The organism is Mucilaginibacter conchicola, assembly GCF_003432115.1.
Classification (GTDB): domain Bacteria; phylum Bacteroidota; class Bacteroidia; order Sphingobacteriales; family Sphingobacteriaceae; genus Mucilaginibacter; species Mucilaginibacter conchicola.
In genome coordinates, this window is the sequence record NZ_QWDC01000003.1 from 638,634 (window position 1) to 661,208 (window position 22,575).

Consider the following 22,575-nt stretch of genomic DNA (forward strand, 5'->3'; position numbering starts at 1 on the left):
GATCATTAAATCTTTTACCATGAATGACAAAACCATTATGATCTGGTTCAGAAATGACCTGCGCATCTCTGATAACGAAGTGATCTGTGAGGCCATGCGTAAGGCTGAAAGGATCCTGCCTGTGTACATATTCGATCCCTATTACTTTGGAAAGAATGAACACGGCTTTTTTCGGACGGGAAGTTTTCGCGGCCGCTTTCTGCTGGAATCCGTTGCAGCCCTTCGGGCAAAGTTCAGGGCGATGGGCAGTGATCTTATTATCAGGACGGGCGATCCCGCTGTACTTGTATCGCGTCTGGCGGAACAATATCATGTATCGGCAGTTTACCATCATACCGAACTGACACCCTATGAGAACTTCGTCTCTGAGAAAACGGAACAGCTGTTGTGGAAGATGCAGGTTCCCCTGCGATATTTCAGCCCGGATACCCTTTACCGCAAAGAGGACCTGCCTTTCCGTATCTCGGATATCCCGGACGATTTCTGCGTATTCAAAAAAAAGCTGATCAGGGATAGTAATGTCCGGTCTCCGGTAACCGAGATGGGTGACCTGAGAACGCCTGTGATACTGAATCCCGGAGAAATTCCGACGCTTTCAAAACTGGGCGTTCCTGCTTCATTTATAGATCCGTCTGTCGGCGGCCGTTATACCGGAGGCGAAGAAGCCGCGTTTGCAAGGCTCAGGGCACTTCAGACAGCGCTGAGCAACGGTTATCATAATATTTGCCCGGATGACCTTACGCCGTGGCTGACGTTCGGATGCATATCTCCGGCAAGGGTGTTCTGGAGCATTAGCAGTTCCGCTGATGGCAAACGTACCGGTTTTGCAGGGAAGCTTGTTTCCGGACTGATCCGGAGGGACCACTGCAAGTTTCTTTTCAAAAGAAAACAGCTGGAGGCTAAAAAACACGATGATGAGGATATGGTGAAGATGTCGGGACGGCAAAAGAAGCTTTTCGAGCAGTGGAAGAAAGGTGAGACAGGCGAAGCATCTGTGGATACGGCTATGAAAGAGCTTAACGCCACAGGTTACCTGAGCCATGTTTCCAGAGAAATAACGGCATCTTATTTTATCCGGCACCTCAGGAAACACTGGAAAAAGGGGGCGGCTTTACATGAAGAGAAGCTGATTGATTATTCTTTATCTGTTGATTCCGGTTATTGGGACCGCCCTGCTGACGAAAACAGAGCAAAGAAAATTCCGTTCGTGTTTGCCGGCTCACCGGAGATCCTTTTTGACCGGCCGTCTCAGTAAGCTCATAGTTCCTCGAAAAGGCCGATGATGTGATCGTCTTTTAACTGTACATGGCAGAATGCAAAACCTGAACAGGGGAATTTGATGTCTGCGACCAGGCGCGCGCCTTCCTCCAGCAGACGGGCGACCGACTGCTGAAGGTCCGGTACCCGGAAACTGATGACCGTATTCCCGTTTTTGAACATGTTCTCAGGAGGGAAGGAACCTGTGCCGTAAAATTCAAGCAAGGTGCCGTCTTCCAGCTGGCATAGTTTGAGGCCGGGTTCTTCGAGTATATTTTTTGCATTCAGGACATTTGTTGCGAAACGTTCCATCGGTGAGCCCTTAGCGGTCTCGCCTCTGAATGAAACCCGGTGTAAGCTGATTGTTTTTTTCATTTTTGTAGTTGCCAAAATTTTTACGCCCTGTCCGGTGATGATCTTTGCAGGCACTTGCCTTAGAATTCGAATTTTACATAAAACCTGATGCCCGACCTGATCACTTCAGGATGATCCAGATAGGTGAAACGATGAACGTAATCGACCCTGAGGAGCCTGAATATATTGGCCACGCCAATGCTTGCTTCCATATAAGGCCCGTTATCAAGGGTATAGGTCACGGGGCGGCCTGCTGTCTCCGGGAACTGCAGCAGGCCGCGTTGCAGGGCCGGGTTATTTTCTGTTCTCAGACCACCCCAGACGCTCTTGAAATTGATCACTTCCCGCCATTTCAGCTCCCTGATGAGCGGGATCTTATTGAAGAAGAACCCATTGAAATGATGGTCGACGAATAAACTTACGTTGTGATCACTTACAAATTCAAGAAAGTTCATGAGATTGTAGGAATAGAACTGGAACGCATAACTTTGGTTTGCCCTGAGGATGTCCAGCAGCGGGAACGGCGCCTGTCCGAAGATCTGTGTGCCCTCGATCCTGACATCCGTATACCCGAGGCGGGACAGGTAAAAACGCTTGTCTACGCTTCCTGTTATATTCGAATAATTATAGGAACCTCCCCAGAGCCCTCTTATGCCCTGCGTATAATCCAGGGTCAGGATAGGATATTTGTCCGGGATAGGGGTGCGGTAAAGTTTCCCCTGGTAGAATTTTTCATGCGGCGCATAACGGAGTTCAGCGGATATCTCCGTTGTTCGAAGCGTTCTGATCTGATTTTCGTGACCGTCTGTTTCGTTTTTAAAATACAGTTCTCCCGCAGGGGACTGATCCCATTTTTTAAAGCCCAGCCGGTAGGAGAGATGGTTTTCAAATTCGTGAACATAATGTGCTTTGAAAAGATCATTGTAGAGCCAGAGTTTGTTATCACCCCTTTTGAACGACAGGAGAAAATTGTCTTCCTGTACGAACTGCAGTTCCTGTCCGGGGATCTTGGTGTCGTGCTGGTAGCTTGCCCGTATATAATTCTGCGGGAACCGGTAGATCGATCTGTTGTTCAGGGAATAGGTGCCGCTGAGGAAATATTTGAACCGCTCATCTTTAAACCCGTAAGCGCCGTAGGTCTCGAAATAATACCGTTTACTGAGGCCGGTCGTCGTGCGTCCTCCGAGACGAAGGCGGAACCCTTCGACCGGGTTGAAGCTGTAAAAAGTATTTACGGGGCCGGTCTCAAACCACCCGAAGTTTTTGTAGCCTGCCAGGAGCAGGGTGACCAGGTCCATTGTCCGGCGGAACGACCTGAGGTTTTGAAGGCTGTCAATGTTTTTATAGATATCTTTCTGGGCACTGCTGAGCGTGTCGAATCGGTTGGAGTCCCAGAATTCCTCGCCCTTTTCCTGTGCATCCGCGTTCACGACCAGGTCGCCCCCCCGGTAAAAATCCACGGGCTTCGGCTGGTTTGCTGTGAAATTCCTCACCGAGACGTCCCGTTCTCCGAGTATTCCGCCGCCCTTGTTTTTGCTGATGCCGAAGTCCATTTTCAGGTTACTGCCGCTGAGGTAATATTTATTCGCCGGACCCTTGCTGAAAGAAAGGTTTGCTTCCATTCTCCGCACAAAATTAAGATTGATATGCCTGTTGACCGTGAGCTGAGCGCCCTCTACAGCATAATGGCCGTCAAGCGTAATGAAGATATGTCCCTCAAACAGCATATCTGTGGTGTTTCTTGGCGTGAAGCTTAGTTCTACAAGATTAGGCTGCTGGTCTTTAAGCGTGTCCGTAATAAAAAATTTATAATAACCGGGAGCGCCGTCGGCTATCGGGCTGAGCAGCTGGTTGCCTAACAGCGATATGTTGTTGTCGTAGATATCAATGTTTTGATAAAGGCGGTTGAAGTAGGTCGTCAACCCCTGGTTATCCACAAAATTCTCGTCGTATTTTACCTGCTTTTCTGCGAGAATGACCTGCTTTCTCCTTTCAGGGTCCTTCTGATAAAAAACATCAGACAGTTTTTCTTCCATGTAGACAGGCAGCAGGTTTTTACCGCCGATCTCCGTGGAATCCTGATTTTTGAACATGAACTTATAGTTTTTAAAAACACGCTTGTTCACGAACTTTTCAGAAAGATTACTCAGCGAAAAGAACATCTTTTCATACTGGTTATATTGGGTATAGGAGTAGCTTTCCATCCGGTTTTCTTTTTTGTGCGCAATTACTTTCCGTATCAGTTCCACAGCCGGATTGTTGCGGTTGGTGTAACGTTTGCGCCTGCCGCTCCGGACGACAACAGCCTGCAGCGCCCGGCTGACGGGGCTCATGGTGAAATCGATGCGCTGGTCCCTGCCAGGAATGATATCGCGTGACTGTGTTTCGTAACCCAGATACGATGCCCGTACCGTACCCGCGGAACCTTCAAGGGAGAGCGTGTAACTCCCGTCCTTTCCGGTATTGATACCGAAGGCCGTTCCGGGCACGGTTATCGTCACGAACGGCATCGGTTCCCTGGTCCCTGCATCACGCACAACACCGCGAACCGACGTGATGGTTTGTCCCGCTGCCGCAAAGGGAACAGTAAGGCAGCATAATATGAATAGTTTAAGACGATACATTTTATTGACCATTATTGGAGGGCGTATTAAAGTGCGCCTGCGAACCAAAGGTCACGGTATGGCGGCGCGTGAATTTTGATTAAAGACAAAAAAGAATATTGACATTTATCAATATTCTTTCAGATGAAAAGGCAGCATCCCGCGACGCTGCCTTTTAAAGGTTATGATGTCTGTTATATATTACAGGCCGAAACCGTAAGCCACTCTCAGACCCAGAAAGTTATTCCAGCCTCCGCCGGTATTGAATTTTGAGTTGCCTTCCCAGCGGATGCCGGCATCGATGTAATTAGCCCCTGCAGGAAACTGGTAACCGACCTGGGGGGCATACGTGAACGCCGCGGATTTATCATAACCGCCTTTTTCCTTATTAAAGAGAAATGAGGCGCCGGCCTGTCCCTGAACGTAGAAATTGCCAGCTGCAAAATATTTCAGACCGGCTTTCAGCGGAAGCATTTGCAGGTCCTGTGGATTTGCAGCGCCATCTTTCGCAAAGAAATTATTAAAGCCTGCATTTCCTACAAAATACAACGATTTCCCTGAGAGCGGTACGTCCACCTGTACGGAACCGCCAAGGTTCCAGTCATACCTGTGGTGCATTGCACCGATCGGGATACCGGCATCCGGACCGATACTGATATAAGTTGAAGAAGTTGCCCTTTCGCTTTGGGCAAAGGAATTTTTTACAGAGAACATTGCGATCACGGCGATCAGCAGAAGGGGTTTAATGATGTTTTTCATAATTGTTGTTGTTAATTAATATCAAATGTTCGAACACTGCAAAATTGGAAGGAAGCGTCGGCTGTAATAATGACATTCATCAAAAAAGAGATTTGACATTAGTCAACAGCTTTGGTTGACCGGCTTACCCCTTTGACCGGCTGTTGTTCATTGCCCGTTGTCTGCTCAAACCGGTCAGCCGGGCGCGGGACAGCTGCATATTTTAATTTATTGACGGCGCTTTTCAGCGGTCAATATCATTTGATCACATATGTCAACGTTCGCCGGTTCAGGATGCCGTAATTTTACACTTATGTTCAGACGTTCTGCAGGCCGGGTGCCGGCGATCTGTCTGTCATCCGATAAGATCATTTACACATTTACATCGATATCCCGACTATGAAAACGAATGCAGGAGTACTTCCGGATCAGGACAAAAACGCTAAGCTTAATGCCAGGAAGGGGCGGGCTTACCCGAATAAAGAAAAGATGATGCAGCAGGGGCCGGCGGCAGTGGCTTCTGCAGACAGGAGAGATTTCCGTACAGGCACCGGAATGATGTTCGAAATGCTGTGGAACAATTTATTCTGACCGGTACCCGCAACGGCTTCCCGATCTTTCTGAAGAATTATTACAGCTCCAGGACGCTGAAAACCGGCTGTCATGCACAGCCGTAAAAAATGCCCGCAATTGTTTTTTTCTTTTGCCGGCAAATGCGCATCAGCGCCCCTTCCCGGAGACAGGATAGTTTCCAAAGTAAAAACTTACATTCTCAGCGCTTCCTCACCCTGCTGAGTGTTTCCGGCTTTATACCCAGATAGGAAGCCAGCATATTCTGAGAGAAACGCTGGATATATTCAGGATAACAGCTGATCAGGTCATGGTATCTTTCTTCTGCTGTCATGCTTATTGCCGCATGTATCCTTTTTTGCGTAGCGATCGCGAGCTGCTTGTTCTGCAAACGCGTCATTTCGGCTACAGCGGGAATTGCCTGCCCCAGCGCGTCGAGCTGCCCCGGAGTGAACTGGACGATATGGGTTTTCTCAATGGCTTCGATATTGTAGATCGATGATGTTTGCAGGCCCATGCTCTCTCGGTCTGCAATCCAGCTGTTCTCTGTACTTAATACGATGATCGCTTCGTGTCCCCGCTCATTGACCGAGTACATCTTCAGGGCGCCATTCGTGACAAAATTCATGTACCTGCAGACATCTCCTTCCTGCAGAAGGTACTGTCTTTTTCGAAGTGTCTTGAATTTGGCAGCCTGTAGAAGGAGGGATATATCCTCTTCCGACAACCTTATACCGGTAAGCTCCTGAACATACTTGCAAAGGATCCCGAATGAGTCATCCTTTATATCCTGATCGCAGATAAATTTGCTGCCCGGGACAGGTCTTAAGCCTGCGGCCGCAAGGCCTAAGGCAGGAATTATTTTTGACGCTTCCATAATCACAGATATTTATAAGTTCCCTTATGCCAAAATAAATGCCACTGATTTAAAATATTGTATATCAGTATTTTAAATTTATGTCTGGTTGATTATTCTACTTTATATCGCCGAACGACTTCATCTCATCGAATCCGGATGCCTGCAATTTCTCTTTTATGTGTTCAGCCCCTGCGGTTCGGTGTTCTTCATAAAATGCAACGGACTTTACTTAAGTTCCGTGACCTGAAAAGATATAGATCTGTCGAAGTCCCATGGACACATAAAAGAAAAGCCGGGCGTTAACCCGGCTTCTGAAGGCGATGCTGCCGGCACAGAAAGATTCTACATGTAGAATAGGAAACTAAGAAAAAAATGAAAAAACCAGGACCTTCCTGATAACGACAGGCATCAGCCATCACTTATTATTGACCGACTTTTTGGAAATGCTCTTCAAACCACGGAGAGAATGCCTGGGCAGATGTCCAGTCTGCTGACTCAGGAGACAAACGGTCGTCAGTGACCGGTACACCGTCATAACCAACTTTCTCGTCGGCAACCACTTTCCTGTCATCGTTATTTTTCCTGAGATAGCTGGCAACGATATCCGGTAAACCGTAGCGTTCGGGACCCGCTATATTGATGATACGGTTAAGCGGCGCTGCAGTAACAACTTCCGCCAGTTTAAAGGCCACATCCCTTGACGCTATGGGCTGAACGATGGCCGGGGTGATGTGGACAGTTCCATCCTGCTCATACATATTCGCGAGCGCCCCCATAAACTCATAAAATTGAGTAGCCCTGACAATGGTATACGGGATGCCGCTTTGGACAGCGATGGTTTCCTGAATCTCTTTTGCGCGGAAATAGTTGCTGCCCGTAAGTTTGGGCGTACCTACGATAGATAAAACCACATAATGCCTGATCCCCGCTTTTTTTGCTGCTGCTGCAAGATTATTGCCCGATTGTTCAAAGAAAGTCAGCGATTCATTGTAAACGGGTGAATTTGAAACATCGATCAAAGCATCTGCGCCTGACAATGCATCGTCAAGCCCTTCTCCGGTGATGCTGTTAATACCTTTCGCCGGAGATGCAGCTAATGTTTCATGACCGAGTGACTGAAGCTTGTCAACAAGCTGGGCACCGATAAGACCGGTACCGCCGATTACTACTATTTTCATATTAAGATATTTTAATGCCTTCGTTCAATCGAATGCATTGTGGTACGGTTACGATTTCAAGTTGCGTTCCATTTTGTTAAATTATTGCACATCAGTATGTTATGTAACACATGGTCTCCTGCAGGTTACTGCATATCGCGGATGTACCTTTGCCTGACGATATACAGTACCTGTGAAGGCCGTAAAGCCCTGTCTCAGACTTTACGGCTTCAGTGTTATTTCTTCTCCGGTACCAGGAAGGGCTTTCCGTTATCTCCGATAAACATCGCAAGCAGTTTTGCCGGTTTGGTCTTGCTGACGTTCCGCGTACCATTATGCAGGCCGTTCGGTTCTTCGTAGAAGGCTTCCCCTTTTTTATAACGGTATTTTTTTCCTTCGAAAGTCGATTCCAGTTCGCCCTCAAGTACGTATCCGAAAGTCGGAATAGGGTGACGGTGGGCTGATGAGCTTTCACCCGGGGCAAAATTTACGACCACCAGTTTAAACTCCTGGTTGTTCAGCGAAGCGGTGTTCAGCACTTTTGAAAAAATGACCTTAGGAGGTGTCGCAGTTACATCCGGCATATCCATTTTATGCTGGGCCCTTGCACTGATCACGAACAGGCTGCATGCAGCCAGTAAAGTTAATTTTACCTTTTTCATATATGTATGTATCAAGTTTTTCTGCAGGCGACATTGCCCGCAGGATTGAATGATCTTTCAGCAGAAACAGAATTGTATGCGGTCGTTAGCTGGTATGCCCTCGCCTGATACCCAGTCTTTTCATTTTTGAGTTCAGTGTCGTAGGCGGGACACCGAGTATATCCGCGGCATTGCCTTTGCCTGCGATCCGTCCCGCGCAGTAATTGAGTACATTCAGAATGTGCTCCCTTTCGTTCTCATCGATCGTTTTTAATGCAAACTGTGCCTCCTCGTCCGGAATATTTACCGAATCATCTTTAACCACCGGAAGCGGAATATGCCTGATGGTGTTGTCGCTGGCCAGCAGGATACTTCGTTCTATCATATGTTCCAGCTCACGGATATTTCCCGGCCATCCGTACCGCTTGAGATCTTCAAGGGCTTTAGGACCGATCCCGGTGATTTGTTTTCCGCATCTCTTGCTGTACTTTTCTATAAAATGTTTCACGAGCATCTCAATATCGTCCCGGCGCTGCCTGAGCGGCGGGAGATCAATCGGGAAAATATTCAGCCGGTAGTAAAGATCTCTCCGGAATCTGCCTGCAGCCATTTCTTCTTCCAGATTCCGGTTGGTAGCGGCAACGATCCTGACGTCTACGCCGATCGTCGTCCTGCCGCCGACACGTTCTATTTCTTTTTCCTGAAGAGCGCGGAGTAGTTTTACCTGAAGGTCAAGCGGCATCTCACCGACCTCGTCGAGGAACAGTGTGCTGCCGCTGGCAAGTTCGAACTTGCCTAACCTGCGCTCTGTCGCGCCGGTGAAGCTTCCTTTTTCATGACCGAAAAGCTCACTTTCGATCAGATTGGCAGGAATCGCCGCGCAGTTCACTTTGATCATTACCTTGTCTTTTCTCGGCGAGTTATTGTGTATTGCGCGGGCGAAAAGCTCTTTGCCAGTGCCGGTCTCTCCTAAAATAAGTACCGTGCTGCTTGATTTGGCTACCTGGGATACCAGATGGTAAACACCTTTAAGAGAACTGCTTTCACCGATGATCTCTGAAGTGTTATGAAGAATATTGATCTCCTCTGCAAGATATTTTTTTTCGACTTCCAGCTGCTGACGATATTTCTCCGTTTCTTTTAGCTGTGCCTCCAGGTCTTTGTGCGCCTGTATATTGGTGATGACGATACCTATCTGAGAGCAAAAGCTGTCGAAGATCTGCCGGTCGCGGCTGATGATCCGCATATCGCTGCAGTTCATGACCATGATCCCCGCAATTTTATCACCAAGCTTTATCGTGGTCCCTACAAGTACATCTTCCGCTGCCAGGCTCAGCAGCTGCTCAAGTACGTTGCTATTGAGGCTGTCATTGGGAAATCTTACCGGCGCAGAGCTTTTCAGGATCTCATTGTAAAAATCAGAATTCAGCGGTACCGGCCTTTCAGCCATTTCAGCGAAGGCTGCGGTAACGGTAACGGGCTGCTCATGATCATAAAAGAAAAGCTCCCCGGTTGCCTGGTCAGCAGAGATCAATAATATGGCAAAGCCTTTTACCTCCAGGAGTTCAGCTATTTGTTTTTTGATGATCCGTGACAATGCGCGTTTGTCTTTTGTCATTCTCAGTTCAATCCCGAAAGAGAGCATTGTTGATTTAAATGACAGCAGCTTGTTGACCTGCTGCAGCGCCATGACATTTGAAACGGCAACAGAGGCGAGATGTCCTATGCCGGTCATGAGTGCCATCAGGTTTGCGGTCAGTTGCCGCGGTTCTTCAAAAAAGAAGGTAAGGATGCCGATCGTTCTTTCTTCTGTCCTGAATGCAAGCCCCCATATCATTTTGATCCCGCTTTCCCTGTTTATGCGAAGATAAAGCGGCAGTTCTTCTGCAGTGTAGGATTGGAGATCAATGCTTACCGGATAGGGTGACGTGCTGATGGTCTTCACGAACTGGTCATTCAGCTCGTAGCTTTTCGATCTGAGGCGTTCGTAGTCCGGATGATTCCTCGATTTGGACAGCGGATCCAAAAGAAAAAGATTGAACGTTTTCCGGTTTTCGTCATTCATGGCGATGGCGATATGGCTGAAACTGAAATAATTTTTTAAGCGTTTGGTCAGTGCCTCATGTAGCTGCGCGTGATCCTTGACTTTTGCGATAGAGGTGCTTACCGCCAGCAACAATTCCCGTTCCTCCTGTTGTTTCTGAACTTTTTTGTTGATAATGATCCTGCTCACGGCCAGACTGATCTGGTCGAAAAGCAACTGCAGGGATGCGGTATGACCGGAGATCCCTGTTTTAGTGTTGTTGAATATAAATATACAGAGCCCTGTCAGTTCGGCGCCGTTGCGCAGTTCAAAAAGGTGGCACAAATGCCGGTCGGCTCCGTTTCCCGGCTTCAGAAAAGGAACTGCATTCTGGGCTGCGATGACCTCATCAAGATCAAAGGGCCATTGCCTGTCTTTATCCGGGAGGTTCTCTCTGTCCAGCGGTGTTTGAACCAGTGATACAGAGGACCTGAAAACTGCTGAAGCAGGTAAACCGTCCTCTTCTGAAAGCAGATTGTAAAGGGTGCCGGTTTCCGGCAGGAGTGAAAAGATCGCGAAGTCTTTGGTACCAAGGGCCGGCGAAACAAGTGTTTTCATGAGCTGGTATAACTCTGCTGCAGATTGTATTCCTGCGAGTGCCCGCGTGAAGCTGGAAAGCGATTCCAGGCGGTCCATCGTATCGGAAAGCCATGAGGCCGGCTCATTCACTGAAGGGTTGGAAATATTTAAAGATTCAGTCATAGTTTTAGGAAAGATGTGAAATGATTTGATTGCCCAAGCGCTGTAAACCAAAGCTGTGCCATACGCCAAAAAGGTGTAGGAGGAGGGTAATAACACAAAACAGGCGGTATTTCGTCTGTTTTGAAAAAAGTGGCCGATGATATTTCGTCTGTTTCGGGAATTTAAATCATGCCAGTTTTTGCGAAATATCACGGACAGTCGATCCACTGAGAAACCTCAGGAAAAGGTTTTGAAAACCTGCAATAAATTGCCGACTTTAGTTCATGTTTACATCATTTACGAATATTTATCATGCGGTAAGAATGCTTCCAACAAACGTTCTGAACCCAGGGACATGACAAAAAAGCTGTTTAAACCAGTTTATCTGTCATCTGAAAGGGTAAGATCTTCATTACGGAACAGCATCTCCCTTTCATGATTTTGGTGCCATTTATGAAAAAAATATTGATTGTCGAAGACGAGTACCTTGTATCTCAGCATATCAAATCAGTGCTCAGAAATTCGGGCTTTAAAGTTTGCGGTGTTGCAGATAATGTCGGAGAAGCGCTGTCACTTACAAAAGAGCATTTGCCTGATCTGGTCCTCGTTGATATTCAGCTGAAAGGTGAGCTTTCGGGGATAGATTTTGCCCGCAGTCTTGCTTCGGAAAACATTCCGTTTGTATTTCTGACAGCGAACTTTGAAGGTAATACACTCGAAAAAGCAAAAGAAACATTACCGCTGGGCTTTATTGTTAAACCGTTCCGTGAATTCGATCTGCTGACTACCCTGGATGTTGCGTTCTACCGGCACCAGCATATGATGGATTCGCGGTATAAAGAAGAACTTGACCTTGACAGGAAACTGCGCGCCGCCATCGATACAGTCAAAGACGAGAAGACCCTGCTGATCAGGATAGCCGAGGTTTTTCAGCCGCATATACCATTTGACTACTTCAATATCGTTACTCCGCCCCGTGGCAGATCATCGGAAATTCATTCGGGCCTTTTAAGGGTTGGCTTTGAAGAATACCAGTACATAGGGGACGAAGGCTTCAGGAATATCGCAGGACAAAGCCAGGGCGCGGATGGTTCGGATGATCTCAGGGAAGATGTTTTCAGCAGGCCGAAGATCTACAGCGATACGGATATTGAGCATCTGTTCAGTCCGAGTTCGCGGAGCAAACTTCTTTGCGGGATATATGACCTGCGGTCCGCGATCCTGTTTCCTGTCGAAACGGAAAGCATGGAAAAGTTCCGGATCGAATTTTATAACCGACGGTCAAATATTTACAGTCAGCATCACCTCGTCCTCCTGAATCGTATCCAGGCGGTATTACACGATATGTTCTCCCGCAAAGTTCCAGTGTCAACATTGAAAACCGAATTGAAAAAGCGCGGGACAGAAACTGCTGCCACCGGGGATTTTGATGGAATGGTCGGTACCAGTTCTGCAATGTTGTCTGTACTCGATAAGATCGAGATCGTCGCGCCGCTTGATACCTCTGTCCTTATACTGGGTGAAAGCGGTACGGGTAAGGAAAGAGTAGCGAGAAGTATACACGTACGTTCGGGCCGTAAGGACAAGCCTTTTGTAATTGTCAATTGCGCATCTTTACCGATTAATCTTGTTGAAAGTGAATTGTTTGGTCACGAGAAAGGCGCTTTTACAGGAGCAGTTGAAAAAAGAGAAGGGAAGTTTGAGATCGCGAACGGCGGGACAATATTTCTGGATGAGATCGGCGAACTGACCATGGACGTGCAGGTAAAGCTGCTGAGAGTCCTGCAGGAACAGGAGATCGACAGGATCGGCGGGAGGGCACCGATAAAGATCGACGTCAGGATCCTCGCAGCAACTAACCGCGATCTTGAGATCGAGATGGAGAACGGTCGGTTCAGGCTGGATCTGTACTACAGGCTTTTCGTTTTTCCGGTGAGCGTGCCTGCGCTGAGGGAGCGCGTGGAAGATATCGTGTTGCTGACAGATTTTTTTGTCACACGTTATGCACAGCGTTACAAAAAAGCAGTGACCGGTGTTTCCGAAGAGCTTCTGGAAAAAATGATGAACTACACCTGGCCCGGCAATGTGCGTGAACTTGAACACTTTATCGAAAGGTCCCTGCTGATGACAAAAGGAACTATCATTACAGATGCTGAGATTCCAAAGCAAGGGAGAGTGATACTTCCCCTAACAGAATCTCCTGCAAAGATCAAAACTATCGATGAGAACGAGAGAGAATACATCATTTCTGTTTTAAGCAGCTGTAACGGAAAGATAAGGGGAATTAATGGCGCTGCAGCGCTGATGGGGCTTCCGCCGACAACCCTGCACTCTAAAATGAAGCGGCTGGGGATCCGGTAAATACGGGAACGGGCAGATGGTTGTTATCATCATAGCAACAGGTTAAATATGCGTTGACTGAAAATGAAAATCCGGAAATTCATACTGCTCATTTTTCTCACGTGCTCCTGTTTCAATGTTATGGCGCAGGGGCGAGATACCTTGCTCCGTACACTCGGGAAATCAGGCAGGGACAGTAACCGTGTCGTTTTGTTACTCAAACTTTCGAATTTTTATTTGGATAAGCCCGGTGACGAAAAGAGCGATATGGATAGTACGTCGTATTACGCTGACAGAGCTTTGGAACTGAGCCGGGAGCTTAATCTTTCCCGTTATTATTATGAATGTATTCTTACAAAAGCCTGTCTCAGCGCAACGCTGCACGAATATGTCAAAGCGGAAACATTGTTTAAAAGCGCAGCAAAATATCATGAAAAAACCGGCGATAAAAAGAAGGCCGCGCTGACGTGGCTGATGTTCGGTGACTTTATCATGTATAACGATATACCTAACGCGGCGATCAGAAAAAGAGCGTACGTAAATTCCTACACACTTTTCCGGGCTACCGGTCTGAAACAGGAATCGGCAGATCTGCTTGGAAAGGTTGCTGACGCAGATATGGTTCTGGGGAATCTTAATGATGCTGAGCGGGAACTGCTGTCTGTTATCAAAGAATATAAAGTATTAAAATACCGAAAGATCTATCTGGCGTATTATTTACTGGCGGAAGTATTGTACCGTAAAAATGAGATCAAAGAGGGGTTGCTGGCCCGTATCGAGACGGCTAACCTTTTTGAGCAGGATCCTCATGGTAACGATAACGACGGGGCGATGTATTATTTTTGTCTGGCCGGTGCTTATTATAACGATCTGCAGGAACAGAAGGCACTGGAAGCCTACCTGAAATGCATGAAGTTTTCGGAAAAAGTGAATATGAAGGATCATTATTATCTCTGCGTACGGGGTGCGGCACTGTGTTACAGTAAATTAAAAAAATATCGGGAAGGTTTGGAGTTCATAAAGAAATATGAGAGCAAATTCCCGGACCGTACGGTTTATCACAATATGCTGCTTTTATCCGCAACGATGCAGCTTTATACCTTGTCCGGAGATCTGCAAAGAGCCGGAAGACTGATAGGTGAATTCAGGAAAGCTTCTAAAGAGGTTTATGATGAGCTGCCGCAAAAGAAGGAGTTTTACAGAATAGATAATTACATAGCGATATCTGATCCGCTACTGCGTTTCTACATGAAGCAACAGCAATGGGACGAATTCGCTGCTGCATTTAAACAGCTTGATGCGATGCCGAAGAAAGGGCGGTCTGTCCTGATAAAAAGGAGAATGCTACATTATGCTTACACCATTGATTCTGTTAACGGAGATTTTTTTTCCGCGCTTAAAAATTACAGGAGCATTACCCGGTTAAATGATTCGATAAATAACTCAAAAGCCACCGAGCAGATCCATGACCTTGAGGCGAAATACCGCTCACTGGCAAAAGACAAAACAATACAAGAGCTGCACAGTGAAACGGCTATACAGAAAGCAACGCTGGAGCGCAGAAATGCACAGTTCTACGGTGTGCTCGCAGGTTCGTTTCTCATTCTGATCCTTGCCTGCCTGACCTGGTACGCATACCGGCACAAGATCAGGATCAATCTGGATATGAGCGCAAAGCAGCTGCAGATCAATGAACAGAACAGGCGACTCTCAACACTCCTTGATGAAAAAGAAAAGCTCATTACGGAAAAAGACGACCTGCTTCTTCAAAAGGAATGGCTGTTGAAGGAGGTCCATCACCGCGTGAAAAATAATCTTCAAATTGTAATGAGCCTGCTCTACGGCCAATCCTCTCATCTTGAAAGCAATGAAGCAGTCAGAGCGATACGCAAAATACAGAATCAGATACAGTCGATCGCCATCATTCATCAAAAGCTTTACACCAGATCCGGACTTTCGACTATCAGGCTTGCGGATTATGTTCATGATCTTATCGGTTACCTGTCGGGTGTTTATACTCCTGAATTAAGGAAGATCAAGATCACACAGCACATCGATACGATTGTGCTGGATCCCGCGCAAGCCGTTCCCGTAGGCCTTATCATGAATGAGGCGGTTACTAACGCTATAAAATATGCGTTTGACGGCTCCGGCGGCGAAATAAAAATAACTGCTTCCGCATCCGGTAAGAAAAGTGTCAGACTGATCATTGCTGATAATGGTAAAGGTTTTGAAAGTATTGAATATGTTGCCCCTAATCTGGGTATGGAAATGATGGCCGCACTTTCCAAGCAGATCAACGGAACTTTCGAAAGAAAAAATGATAATGGTGCCATGATCATCATCTCTTTTGAGATCATTGACAGGGCAGCAGTTCAGCCGGCGCATTCAGATCTTCCTTCAGCTTTTATCTGAGGTAATCTGTCATTTTTAACGATCCAAAAATGAGCGGAAAATACTTTTTTCCAACGGCTAATCGCCGCTGTAAAGATTAGTGACGATATGTCGTATCTTTTTTCTTTAAATAATTATTTCAAATTGTTGATTTTTAGATTTTTATATTATTGGCACAAGCCTTGTTTTTTAGGGCCGGCGAATTTCTACAGTCGCCTCATTGTGCGCTATGAAGAAAAGACTGATAATTATCGGCGGGGGCTTTTCGGGGTTTTGGAGTGCACTAAGTGCAGTGAGGCAAAGCCGGAAGATCAATAAGCGGGAAGAGGTTGAAATCACCATTATTAATCCTGATGAATACTTTACCATCAGACCCCGCCTTTATGAGGCTTCTCTTCTGGGATTAAGAATAGAACTTTCCAGGTATACTATACCACTGGGTATTTCCCTCATCACCGGAAGGGTAGAAAATATATTACCTCAATCCAGCCAAATATCAGTCCTTACCGTTGACGGTGTCTTATCATTGAAATACGATTATCTTGTGCTTGCTACCGGCAGCGTCCTTAGGAAATCCGATGTGGCTGGTATCGAACATGCTTTTAACGTAGATACTTTCAGTGCTGCACGTAAACTGGAACAGCATCTTGAAAAGCTGGTCAAAGAGGGGTTTGTCAGCGAAGGTGCAACAACATTTGTTGTCGTAGGAGCCGGATTTACAGGATTAGAGACAGTATCTACGATCATTGAAAAGGCCATCAACATCAGCAGGCGTTTCGTCAGTTCACCGCCGCCATTCAAGGCGATAAATATTGAAAAGCTTCTGGATATAGGGAGCGGTTATTCTGCTGAAGCACACGCGTATATCAGGAAAGCCATAACACTCCAGAACATCGAGGTACTAACCGGGACAGAGGTCATCTCAGTGAAACCCGGGTCCGTCATACTCAGTAACGGTGCCGTGATCGCTACGCAGACCGTTATTTGGGCTACCGGCATGGAGGCCAGTGCTCTTACAGCGGAGTTCAACGGAGAACGGGATAATCTCAATCGCCTGAAAGTCGATGCCTATTTGAAATTGCCTGGGTACAATAATGTCATTCTAAGCGGCGATGTCGCAAAGGTAGATACAGGAAACGGTGAAACTTCTGTTATGGCTGCTCAATACAGTCATTTTCAAGGCCGCTGGGCCGGACACAATGCGATTAATGATCTCTTCGGCCTTCCCCTTAAAGAATACAGGCAGACCGGACAGATCACCTGTCTCGATCTCGGACGGAATCAGGGACTTGTCACCTCCGGCCGTGATCATCAGGTGGAATTAAGCGGGAAAGAGGCCCACGATGTAAAAATGTACGTCAACACCAGGCTTATTTATCCTCCGGCAGATGCGGAAGACGCAGTTGAGGCTTCCTTTCCTGAAGAGCCGAAGCTGGAAAAAATCAAAGAAAGCTACAGGCGCTCCACGCAAATCAAAAACAACACTTACTTTAAAACAAAACAGATCTTTATGAAAAAGAAAGACTACGCACAACTATTTCTCCGTCTGTCGATCGGGTTTGGTTTTTTGTCTGCGGTGCTGGACAGGTTAGGATGGGCGGGGCAACCCGGTACGCATAATATTAACTGGGGCAACTGGCAGAATTTCATTGCCTATACCCAAATGCTGGTACCCTGGTCACCTCCCAGCCTGACTAGCATACTCGGGCTGCTCGCTACGGTCGGAGAAACTGTATCCGGAGTGCTCCTTATAGTTGGTTACAAGACAAAATGGAATGCAATGGCTGCCTGTCTGCTCACCCTTACTTTTATAATCTGTATGGTGTTCACCGCGGGAACCAAGTCCGTATTCAATTACTCGGTCCCGGCAGTATGCGCCGGTGCTTTTTTGCTTTCGGCATTCAATGAGTTCCGCTGGAGCATAGATAATATTTACAGGGAAGGGGACAGTATCTTCAGGTGAACTCTGTTTTACCGGATGCCGGTTCCTGAGTCAGTTTCAAAGAAATCATTCCGGAGCATTCATAAGCTCCTGCAAACTTTATAAAAATGAATGAAGTATTAATAAAAAAAAGAAAAGTAGTGATTGTCGGCGGCGGTTTCGCGGGCCTTAACCTCGCGAAACGCCTGATCACGGATAAGCTGTACAGTATAACGCTTATTGACAGGAATAATTATAATTACTTTCCGCCGCTCCTCTATCAGGTGGCGACGTCTTTTCTTGACCCTTCCAGTATCAGTGCCCCATTCCGTAAATTGTTTCGGAACGGACGTCTCGCCTTTCGTATGGCTGAGGTCGTACGTGTGGATCCGGCGACAAAAACATTGATCCTGAATAACGGTGATCTGTCCTATGATATCCTTGTTTTTGCAGCAGGTGGAAAAGTAAATTTCTTCGGTAACGAAAATATCCGCAGGTATGCGATACCGATGAAAACGATCGATGATGCGCTGCGTATGCGAAATGCAATGGTCCGTACAATGGAAAAGGCAAGTATCACGAAGGATCACGAAGAGCGAAAGAAACTGCTGACCATCGTTATCGCCGGCGGCGGTCCCACAGGCGTTGAGGTGGCAGGAATGCTTGCTGAAATGAAGAAATATATCCTGCCCAGAGATTACCCCGAGCTTAAAGATGAACAGGTGAACCTGTATGTTGTTGACGGAGGCCCTGCTTTGTTGCTGCCGATGAGTGATAAAACACATCGTGAAGCTTATCAGATCCTGTCAGAAAGAGGCGTCAGTATTAAACTGAGATCCAGGGTGAAAGATTATGACGGAGAACGCGTACTGCTGGATGACGGCACGGAAATTAAAGCCGGGACAATGATCTGGGCGGCAGGCATAACGGCTCATACCTTCGGGGGTATACCGGAAGCAAGTACCGGTATTGGTAAACGTATGCTCACAGATGAATATGGCCGTGTTAAAAATGTACCGGATGTTTACGCGATCGGCGATGCTGCGCTTCATACAAATGATCTGAGATACCCCCATGGTCATCCCCAGGTGGCACAGCCCGCTATTCAAATGGGAAAAGCCCTGGCTGCCAACCTGAGGGCACTTGCCCGCGAGCAGCCGCTGAAACCATTCATTTATGCAGACAAGGGAGATATGGCCATCATCGGCCGTACCAGGGCTGTTGTCGACCTGTTTGGACATAAACTCCATATAAACGGACTGCCCGGCCTGTTTATCTGGTTGTTTATTCATCTGATGTCGCTCGTCAGTTTCAGAAATAAGTTTATCACCTTTTATGACTGGGCAAGTGCCTACCTGTCCAGGGACAGGTCGCTGAGAATGATATTCCGTACAGAGAAAACAGAATAAGGTTCACCCGGACGGCAGAATTCCTAAAAATATTGATCCCGTTGATCTCAGGCGGGGATGTTGGTATGAGATGGTCCGCTGATCAGCTGTCAGCGGACTTTCCGGCGGACAGATCCTCTTTGGAGGCCGGCAGGCTGAAATAAAATTCTGAACCCTGTCCCGATTTGCTCCGTACACCGACCTTTCCCAGATGTCCGGCGATGATCTCACTGACAATATAAAGACCATAACCGTTCCCTTCAACTCCCCGGACTGCTTCGGTCAACGCACGGTAGGACCGCTGAAAGATCTTTTCTGACAAACCCGTTTCTATGCCTGTGCCAAAATCCTTTACAGTGACGGTGACAGCTTCTGCTGTACTTTCACAGCTGATAAGCACCTTCTTGTTCCCGCAGGAATATTTAACAGCATTGTTCAGATAGTTATTCAGCACCTGTTTGATCTTGTGCCTTTCGCCACTTACGCAGGCTGTTTTCACCCCGTGGAGTTCAAACGAGAATCCCGGATAAAGCAAAACGGCCTCGTCGATAGTTTCCGTGAGCAATAAGATCATATCGAATCTGCGGAACGCCGGGGCAGGGCCAGACAGGGGGCATTCAAAACCCTGGACGAAATCGTCCGTGATCCTGCTGATCGTACCGATCTGTTCGGTTGCCCTTTCCATGAGACACCTCATCTGGTCCGTCCGGTGATCAGACAGTCGCTGCGCCATCTGGAGATAGAGCTTTGCCAGGCACAAAGGTGTTTTGATCTCATGCCCGAGCAACTTCATTGTTTCTGTCGGATCCTGTCCCTCACGGAAAGTTTTCGGGACGGGTTCCGCTGAAAGTTCAGATGGGGGATTTACGATCCGCTCCGCATTCATACCCTGAACCCCATGAATAGCTTTAGATTCCTGCATTTCTTCATTATTAATGTCCGGTTTGCCGGTAAAGCCTTTTTACGCCTGCGTGCTGCTCAGGAATATATATTGTAATTCCCTGATCCTTACCGTTACCCGGATCATGCAAGTCAGATGCCATATCGTTAAGTATTTGTTTATCAGTTTTTTGTGTTTGTGTATATGATTTATCGCGGACTTTATATCGTTTTTATGCGACATAGTGGCGCTCAGATGCCACTTCCCCGGCCCGCGGGCCGGTTTTAATTAAGCCTGTAAGGTTTCCCCGCAAGCCGGCCTGCCGAAACCTCCGGGGCCGCGTTATTTCGCGTATCTGGCACCTTCAAAACGCGTAACGCCGAAATATCGGAGACGTGAAAATTAGTGCCTGATTTAAGTATTTGATATACAGATTATTAAATAATGGCACGTAAGTCGTTATGGATCGGCAGTTCAATTCGAGGAACCTAAGCCATTTCCGGAATCCCTGCGAGATGACGGCAGGTCCGGTCGAAAGGTAATATTAATAACCATGATGAAAACAAACAAACTCTTCATTACAGCTTTCGCCGGGATGATCAGTACTTCTGCTGCATTTGCCGGAACGGATGATACAACCGGCATTTCGGGGCAGGGTATCAGTGATGTTGTTTACGGTCTGTTGATGGGGGCCGTGATCTTTCTTATGCTTCTTCTGCTGCTCTGGCTTTACAGGCTGTCTGTCAAACTCAGGTTCGAGACAAAAGACGTTAACGCCGATCATAAACGCAGGATGCAGCAGCAGGTCTCTGCACTCGACAGAACGGATCTCAGCCATCTCCTGACACACCGCGCTTCCTTACGGAAAAGGACCGGAAATAATGCCGGTATCGTTACTGCTGTGATCCTGATGAGTCTGCTGACCGCTCCTGCAAAAGCGGAGACCGGCCAGGCGCCTGATCTCCTCCTGAAAAGTCCCGGAATGATCATTACAGTGACACTTATCCTGCTGCCGCTGATGGTTGCCATATGGTATACCGGTATAAAGATATCCCGTCTGATCAGGCGGATACAGTTCCGGCGCATCAGGAATGAGACGGACGACCTGATCACAGCCGCGGATACTGATCCTGATTTCTATCACCTGCTCCTGGAAAGAAAAGCATCACTGGATTTTAAATTATCGGACCGGGAGCTTGGCAGTAATGTATTTCCTGCGGATCAGAAGGGTTTACTGCACAATGTTGCAGAAGTTGATTCACCCCGCTTCCTTGCTGCCAAAAGGAAAGCATCCGTTCCTCATGACCTGGATAAGTCACTTGTAAGGGCGATCCTCTGGTTTCTGGGCTCTGCGACAGCCTGGCTGGTACTTGGAACGTCTGTCGGGGAATATCTCGGCATTAAATTCGTAGCGCCTGACGCAGACCACGTGAGCTGGCTGAGTTTCGGGCGCCTGCGCCCCATTCACACAAATATGGTATTCTGGGGATGGTCTTCGCTGGCCATGCTCGGCCTTGGATACTACGTGGTACCGAGGGTCAGCAATACCGGTATATTCAGCATCCGCCTGGCTTACTGGTCACTGATCCTCGTTAACAGTGCTGTTCTTTGCGGATCGCTGACACTTATGGCCGGTATCAACAACGGGGGCGGCGAGTACCGTGAGTATATATGGCCGGTAATGGCTCTTTTCGGAGCGGGGATATTGTTAACGCTTTATAATTATTACCGCACAATCGGAAGCCGCAAGACGACGGAGATCTATATTTCCAACTGGTATATCGTGGCGGCCATGATGTTCGTAACCGTGATCGCCCTGGTCGGTTACCTCCCGCAATGGCAAAACGGCCTTGGTGAAACCATCGTGCAGGGATATTATATGCACCAGGCAGTCGGAATGTGGTTCATGCTGTTCAATCTGGGACTGATCTATTATTTTCTCCCCCAGCAACTGAACACACCTATTTATTCCTATAGTCTGGGGATCCTTGCCTTTTGGGCACAGATACTTTTCTATACCCTGATCGGCACGCATCACTTTCTGTTCAGTTCGATCCCCTGGTGGCTGCAGACCGTCGCTATTGTCGGAAGCGTGGGTATGCTGATCCCGGTTTTTGCGGGTACGACCAATTTTCTCCTGACCATGAAAGGCAATTTCCACAAGATCAGCCGGAGCTATACGCTGCCGTTCTATCTTGTTGGTGTAATTTTCTATTTCACAGGGTCCATGCAGGGAACGGCAGAGGCTTTCAGGGAAACGAACCTGGTCTGGCATTTTACAGATTTTACAACGGCCCATTCACATATCACCATGTACGGCATCATCGCCTTTATGCTATGGGCTTTTATATATACGCTTGTTCCGCGGCTTACCGGAAAGGAACCGGGACAACACTGGGTCGGCGCACATTTTTGGCTTGCACTGGTCGGCCTGCTTTTTTACACCGTGCCGTTAATGATCGGCGGGACACTGAGAGGCATTGCCTGGCAATCCGGCAAGCCTTTTATTGACAGTGTGGTGCTGATGGCCCCGTACTGGCTGTGGAGAGCTATCGGGGGTTCTCTGATGTGGCTGTCCCATCTGGTCTTCTGCTGGAACATGTATACAATGACGCTCCGCCGTTCAGAGAACGAGATCAGAAGACAGGTCATGGATGCTCTCGGCGACAATCATATGATCTCTAATCCCGTCTAACAGAAATAAAGAAC

At 47.4% G+C, this 22,575-nt stretch carries 15 protein-coding genes; 7 read left to right on the top strand and 8 right to left on the bottom strand.

Annotation, left to right across the window (positions count from 1 at the left end; translation table 11 throughout):
* Positions 1–37 precede the first annotated feature (37 nt).
* A complete protein-coding gene (locus D0C36_RS19575) occupies positions 38–1,255 on the top strand; it encodes a deoxyribodipyrimidine photo-lyase (protein WP_158557150.1) in 1,218 nt (405 codons plus the stop codon).
* A 2-nt stretch (positions 1,256–1,257) separates the two neighbouring features.
* Here D0C36_RS19575 and D0C36_RS19580 read toward each other — a convergent pair whose 3' ends face one another.
* The 3 genes from D0C36_RS19580 to D0C36_RS19590 form a co-directional block, all read right to left on the bottom strand.
* On the bottom strand, positions 1,258–1,686 hold the full coding sequence (locus D0C36_RS19580; RefSeq protein WP_117393349.1) for a VOC family protein: 429 nt from the start codon (positions 1,684–1,686) through the stop codon (positions 1,258–1,260).
* A gap of 5 nt (positions 1,687–1,691) precedes the next feature.
* Entirely contained in the window at positions 1,692–4,247 is a 2,556-nt protein-coding gene (locus D0C36_RS19585; RefSeq protein WP_117393350.1) for a DUF5686 and carboxypeptidase-like regulatory domain-containing protein, read from the bottom strand.
* Positions 4,248–4,415: 168 nt separating this feature from the next.
* Positions 4,416–4,973, bottom strand: coding sequence for a hypothetical protein (locus tag D0C36_RS19590; protein WP_117393351.1), 558 nt, complete (start codon positions 4,971–4,973; stop codon positions 4,416–4,418).
* 378 nt (positions 4,974–5,351) lie between these two features.
* On the opposite strand from D0C36_RS19590, the gene D0C36_RS19595 reads away from it, so the two are divergent.
* Positions 5,352–5,543: a hypothetical protein gene (locus D0C36_RS19595; RefSeq protein ID WP_117393352.1), complete on the top strand. Its 192-nt coding sequence runs from the start codon at positions 5,352–5,354 to the stop codon at positions 5,541–5,543.
* 181 nt (positions 5,544–5,724) lie between these two features.
* Here the strand turns inward: D0C36_RS19595 and D0C36_RS19600 are convergent, their stop codons facing one another.
* From D0C36_RS19600 to D0C36_RS24710, 4 genes are all read right to left on the bottom strand, one after another.
* On the bottom strand, positions 5,725–6,399 hold the full coding sequence (locus tag D0C36_RS19600) for a Crp/Fnr family transcriptional regulator (RefSeq protein WP_117393353.1): 675 nt from the start codon (positions 6,397–6,399) through the stop codon (positions 5,725–5,727).
* Positions 6,400–6,803: 404 nt separating this feature from the next.
* On the bottom strand, positions 6,804–7,559 hold the full coding sequence (locus D0C36_RS19605) for an SDR family oxidoreductase (protein WP_117393354.1): 756 nt from the start codon (positions 7,557–7,559) through the stop codon (positions 6,804–6,806).
* Between the two features lie 215 nt (positions 7,560–7,774).
* Positions 7,775–8,200 (bottom strand): cupin domain-containing protein, encoded by a 426-nt coding sequence (locus D0C36_RS19610; RefSeq protein ID WP_117393355.1) that lies wholly within the window; start codon positions 8,198–8,200, stop codon positions 7,775–7,777.
* An 85-nt stretch (positions 8,201–8,285) separates the two neighbouring features.
* The gene (locus D0C36_RS24710) at positions 8,286–10,964 is read right to left on the bottom strand and encodes a sigma 54-interacting transcriptional regulator (RefSeq protein ID WP_199502063.1); all 2,679 of its coding nucleotides are present in this window, start codon (positions 10,962–10,964) and stop codon (positions 8,286–8,288) included.
* A gap of 432 nt (positions 10,965–11,396) precedes the next feature.
* On the opposite strand from D0C36_RS24710, the gene D0C36_RS19620 reads away from it, so the two are divergent.
* From D0C36_RS19620 to D0C36_RS19635, 4 genes are all read left to right on the top strand, one after another.
* Complete coding sequence (locus D0C36_RS19620) at positions 11,397–13,304, top strand: sigma 54-interacting response regulator (RefSeq protein ID WP_158557151.1); 1,908 nt, start codon at positions 11,397–11,399, stop codon at positions 13,302–13,304.
* Between the two features lie 216 nt (positions 13,305–13,520).
* Entirely contained in the window at positions 13,521–15,698 is a 2,178-nt protein-coding gene (locus D0C36_RS19625) for a sensor histidine kinase (protein WP_158557152.1), read from the top strand.
* Positions 15,699–15,906: 208 nt separating this feature from the next.
* Complete coding sequence (locus tag D0C36_RS19630) at positions 15,907–17,640, top strand: FAD-dependent oxidoreductase (protein WP_117393358.1); 1,734 nt, start codon at positions 15,907–15,909, stop codon at positions 17,638–17,640.
* Positions 17,641–17,726: 86 nt separating this feature from the next.
* A complete protein-coding gene (locus D0C36_RS19635) occupies positions 17,727–19,007 on the top strand; it encodes an NAD(P)/FAD-dependent oxidoreductase (protein ID WP_117393359.1) in 1,281 nt (426 codons plus the stop codon).
* Positions 19,008–19,089: 82 nt separating this feature from the next.
* Here the strand turns inward: D0C36_RS19635 and D0C36_RS19640 are convergent, their stop codons facing one another.
* The gene (locus tag D0C36_RS19640; protein WP_117393360.1) at positions 19,090–19,908 is read right to left on the bottom strand and encodes a sensor histidine kinase; all 819 of its coding nucleotides are present in this window, start codon (positions 19,906–19,908) and stop codon (positions 19,090–19,092) included.
* A gap of 511 nt (positions 19,909–20,419) precedes the next feature.
* On the opposite strand from D0C36_RS19640, the gene D0C36_RS19645 reads away from it, so the two are divergent.
* Complete coding sequence (locus D0C36_RS19645) at positions 20,420–22,561, top strand: cbb3-type cytochrome c oxidase subunit I (protein ID WP_233524524.1); 2,142 nt, start codon at positions 20,420–20,422, stop codon at positions 22,559–22,561.
* The last annotated feature ends 14 nt before the right edge of the window (positions 22,562–22,575 follow it).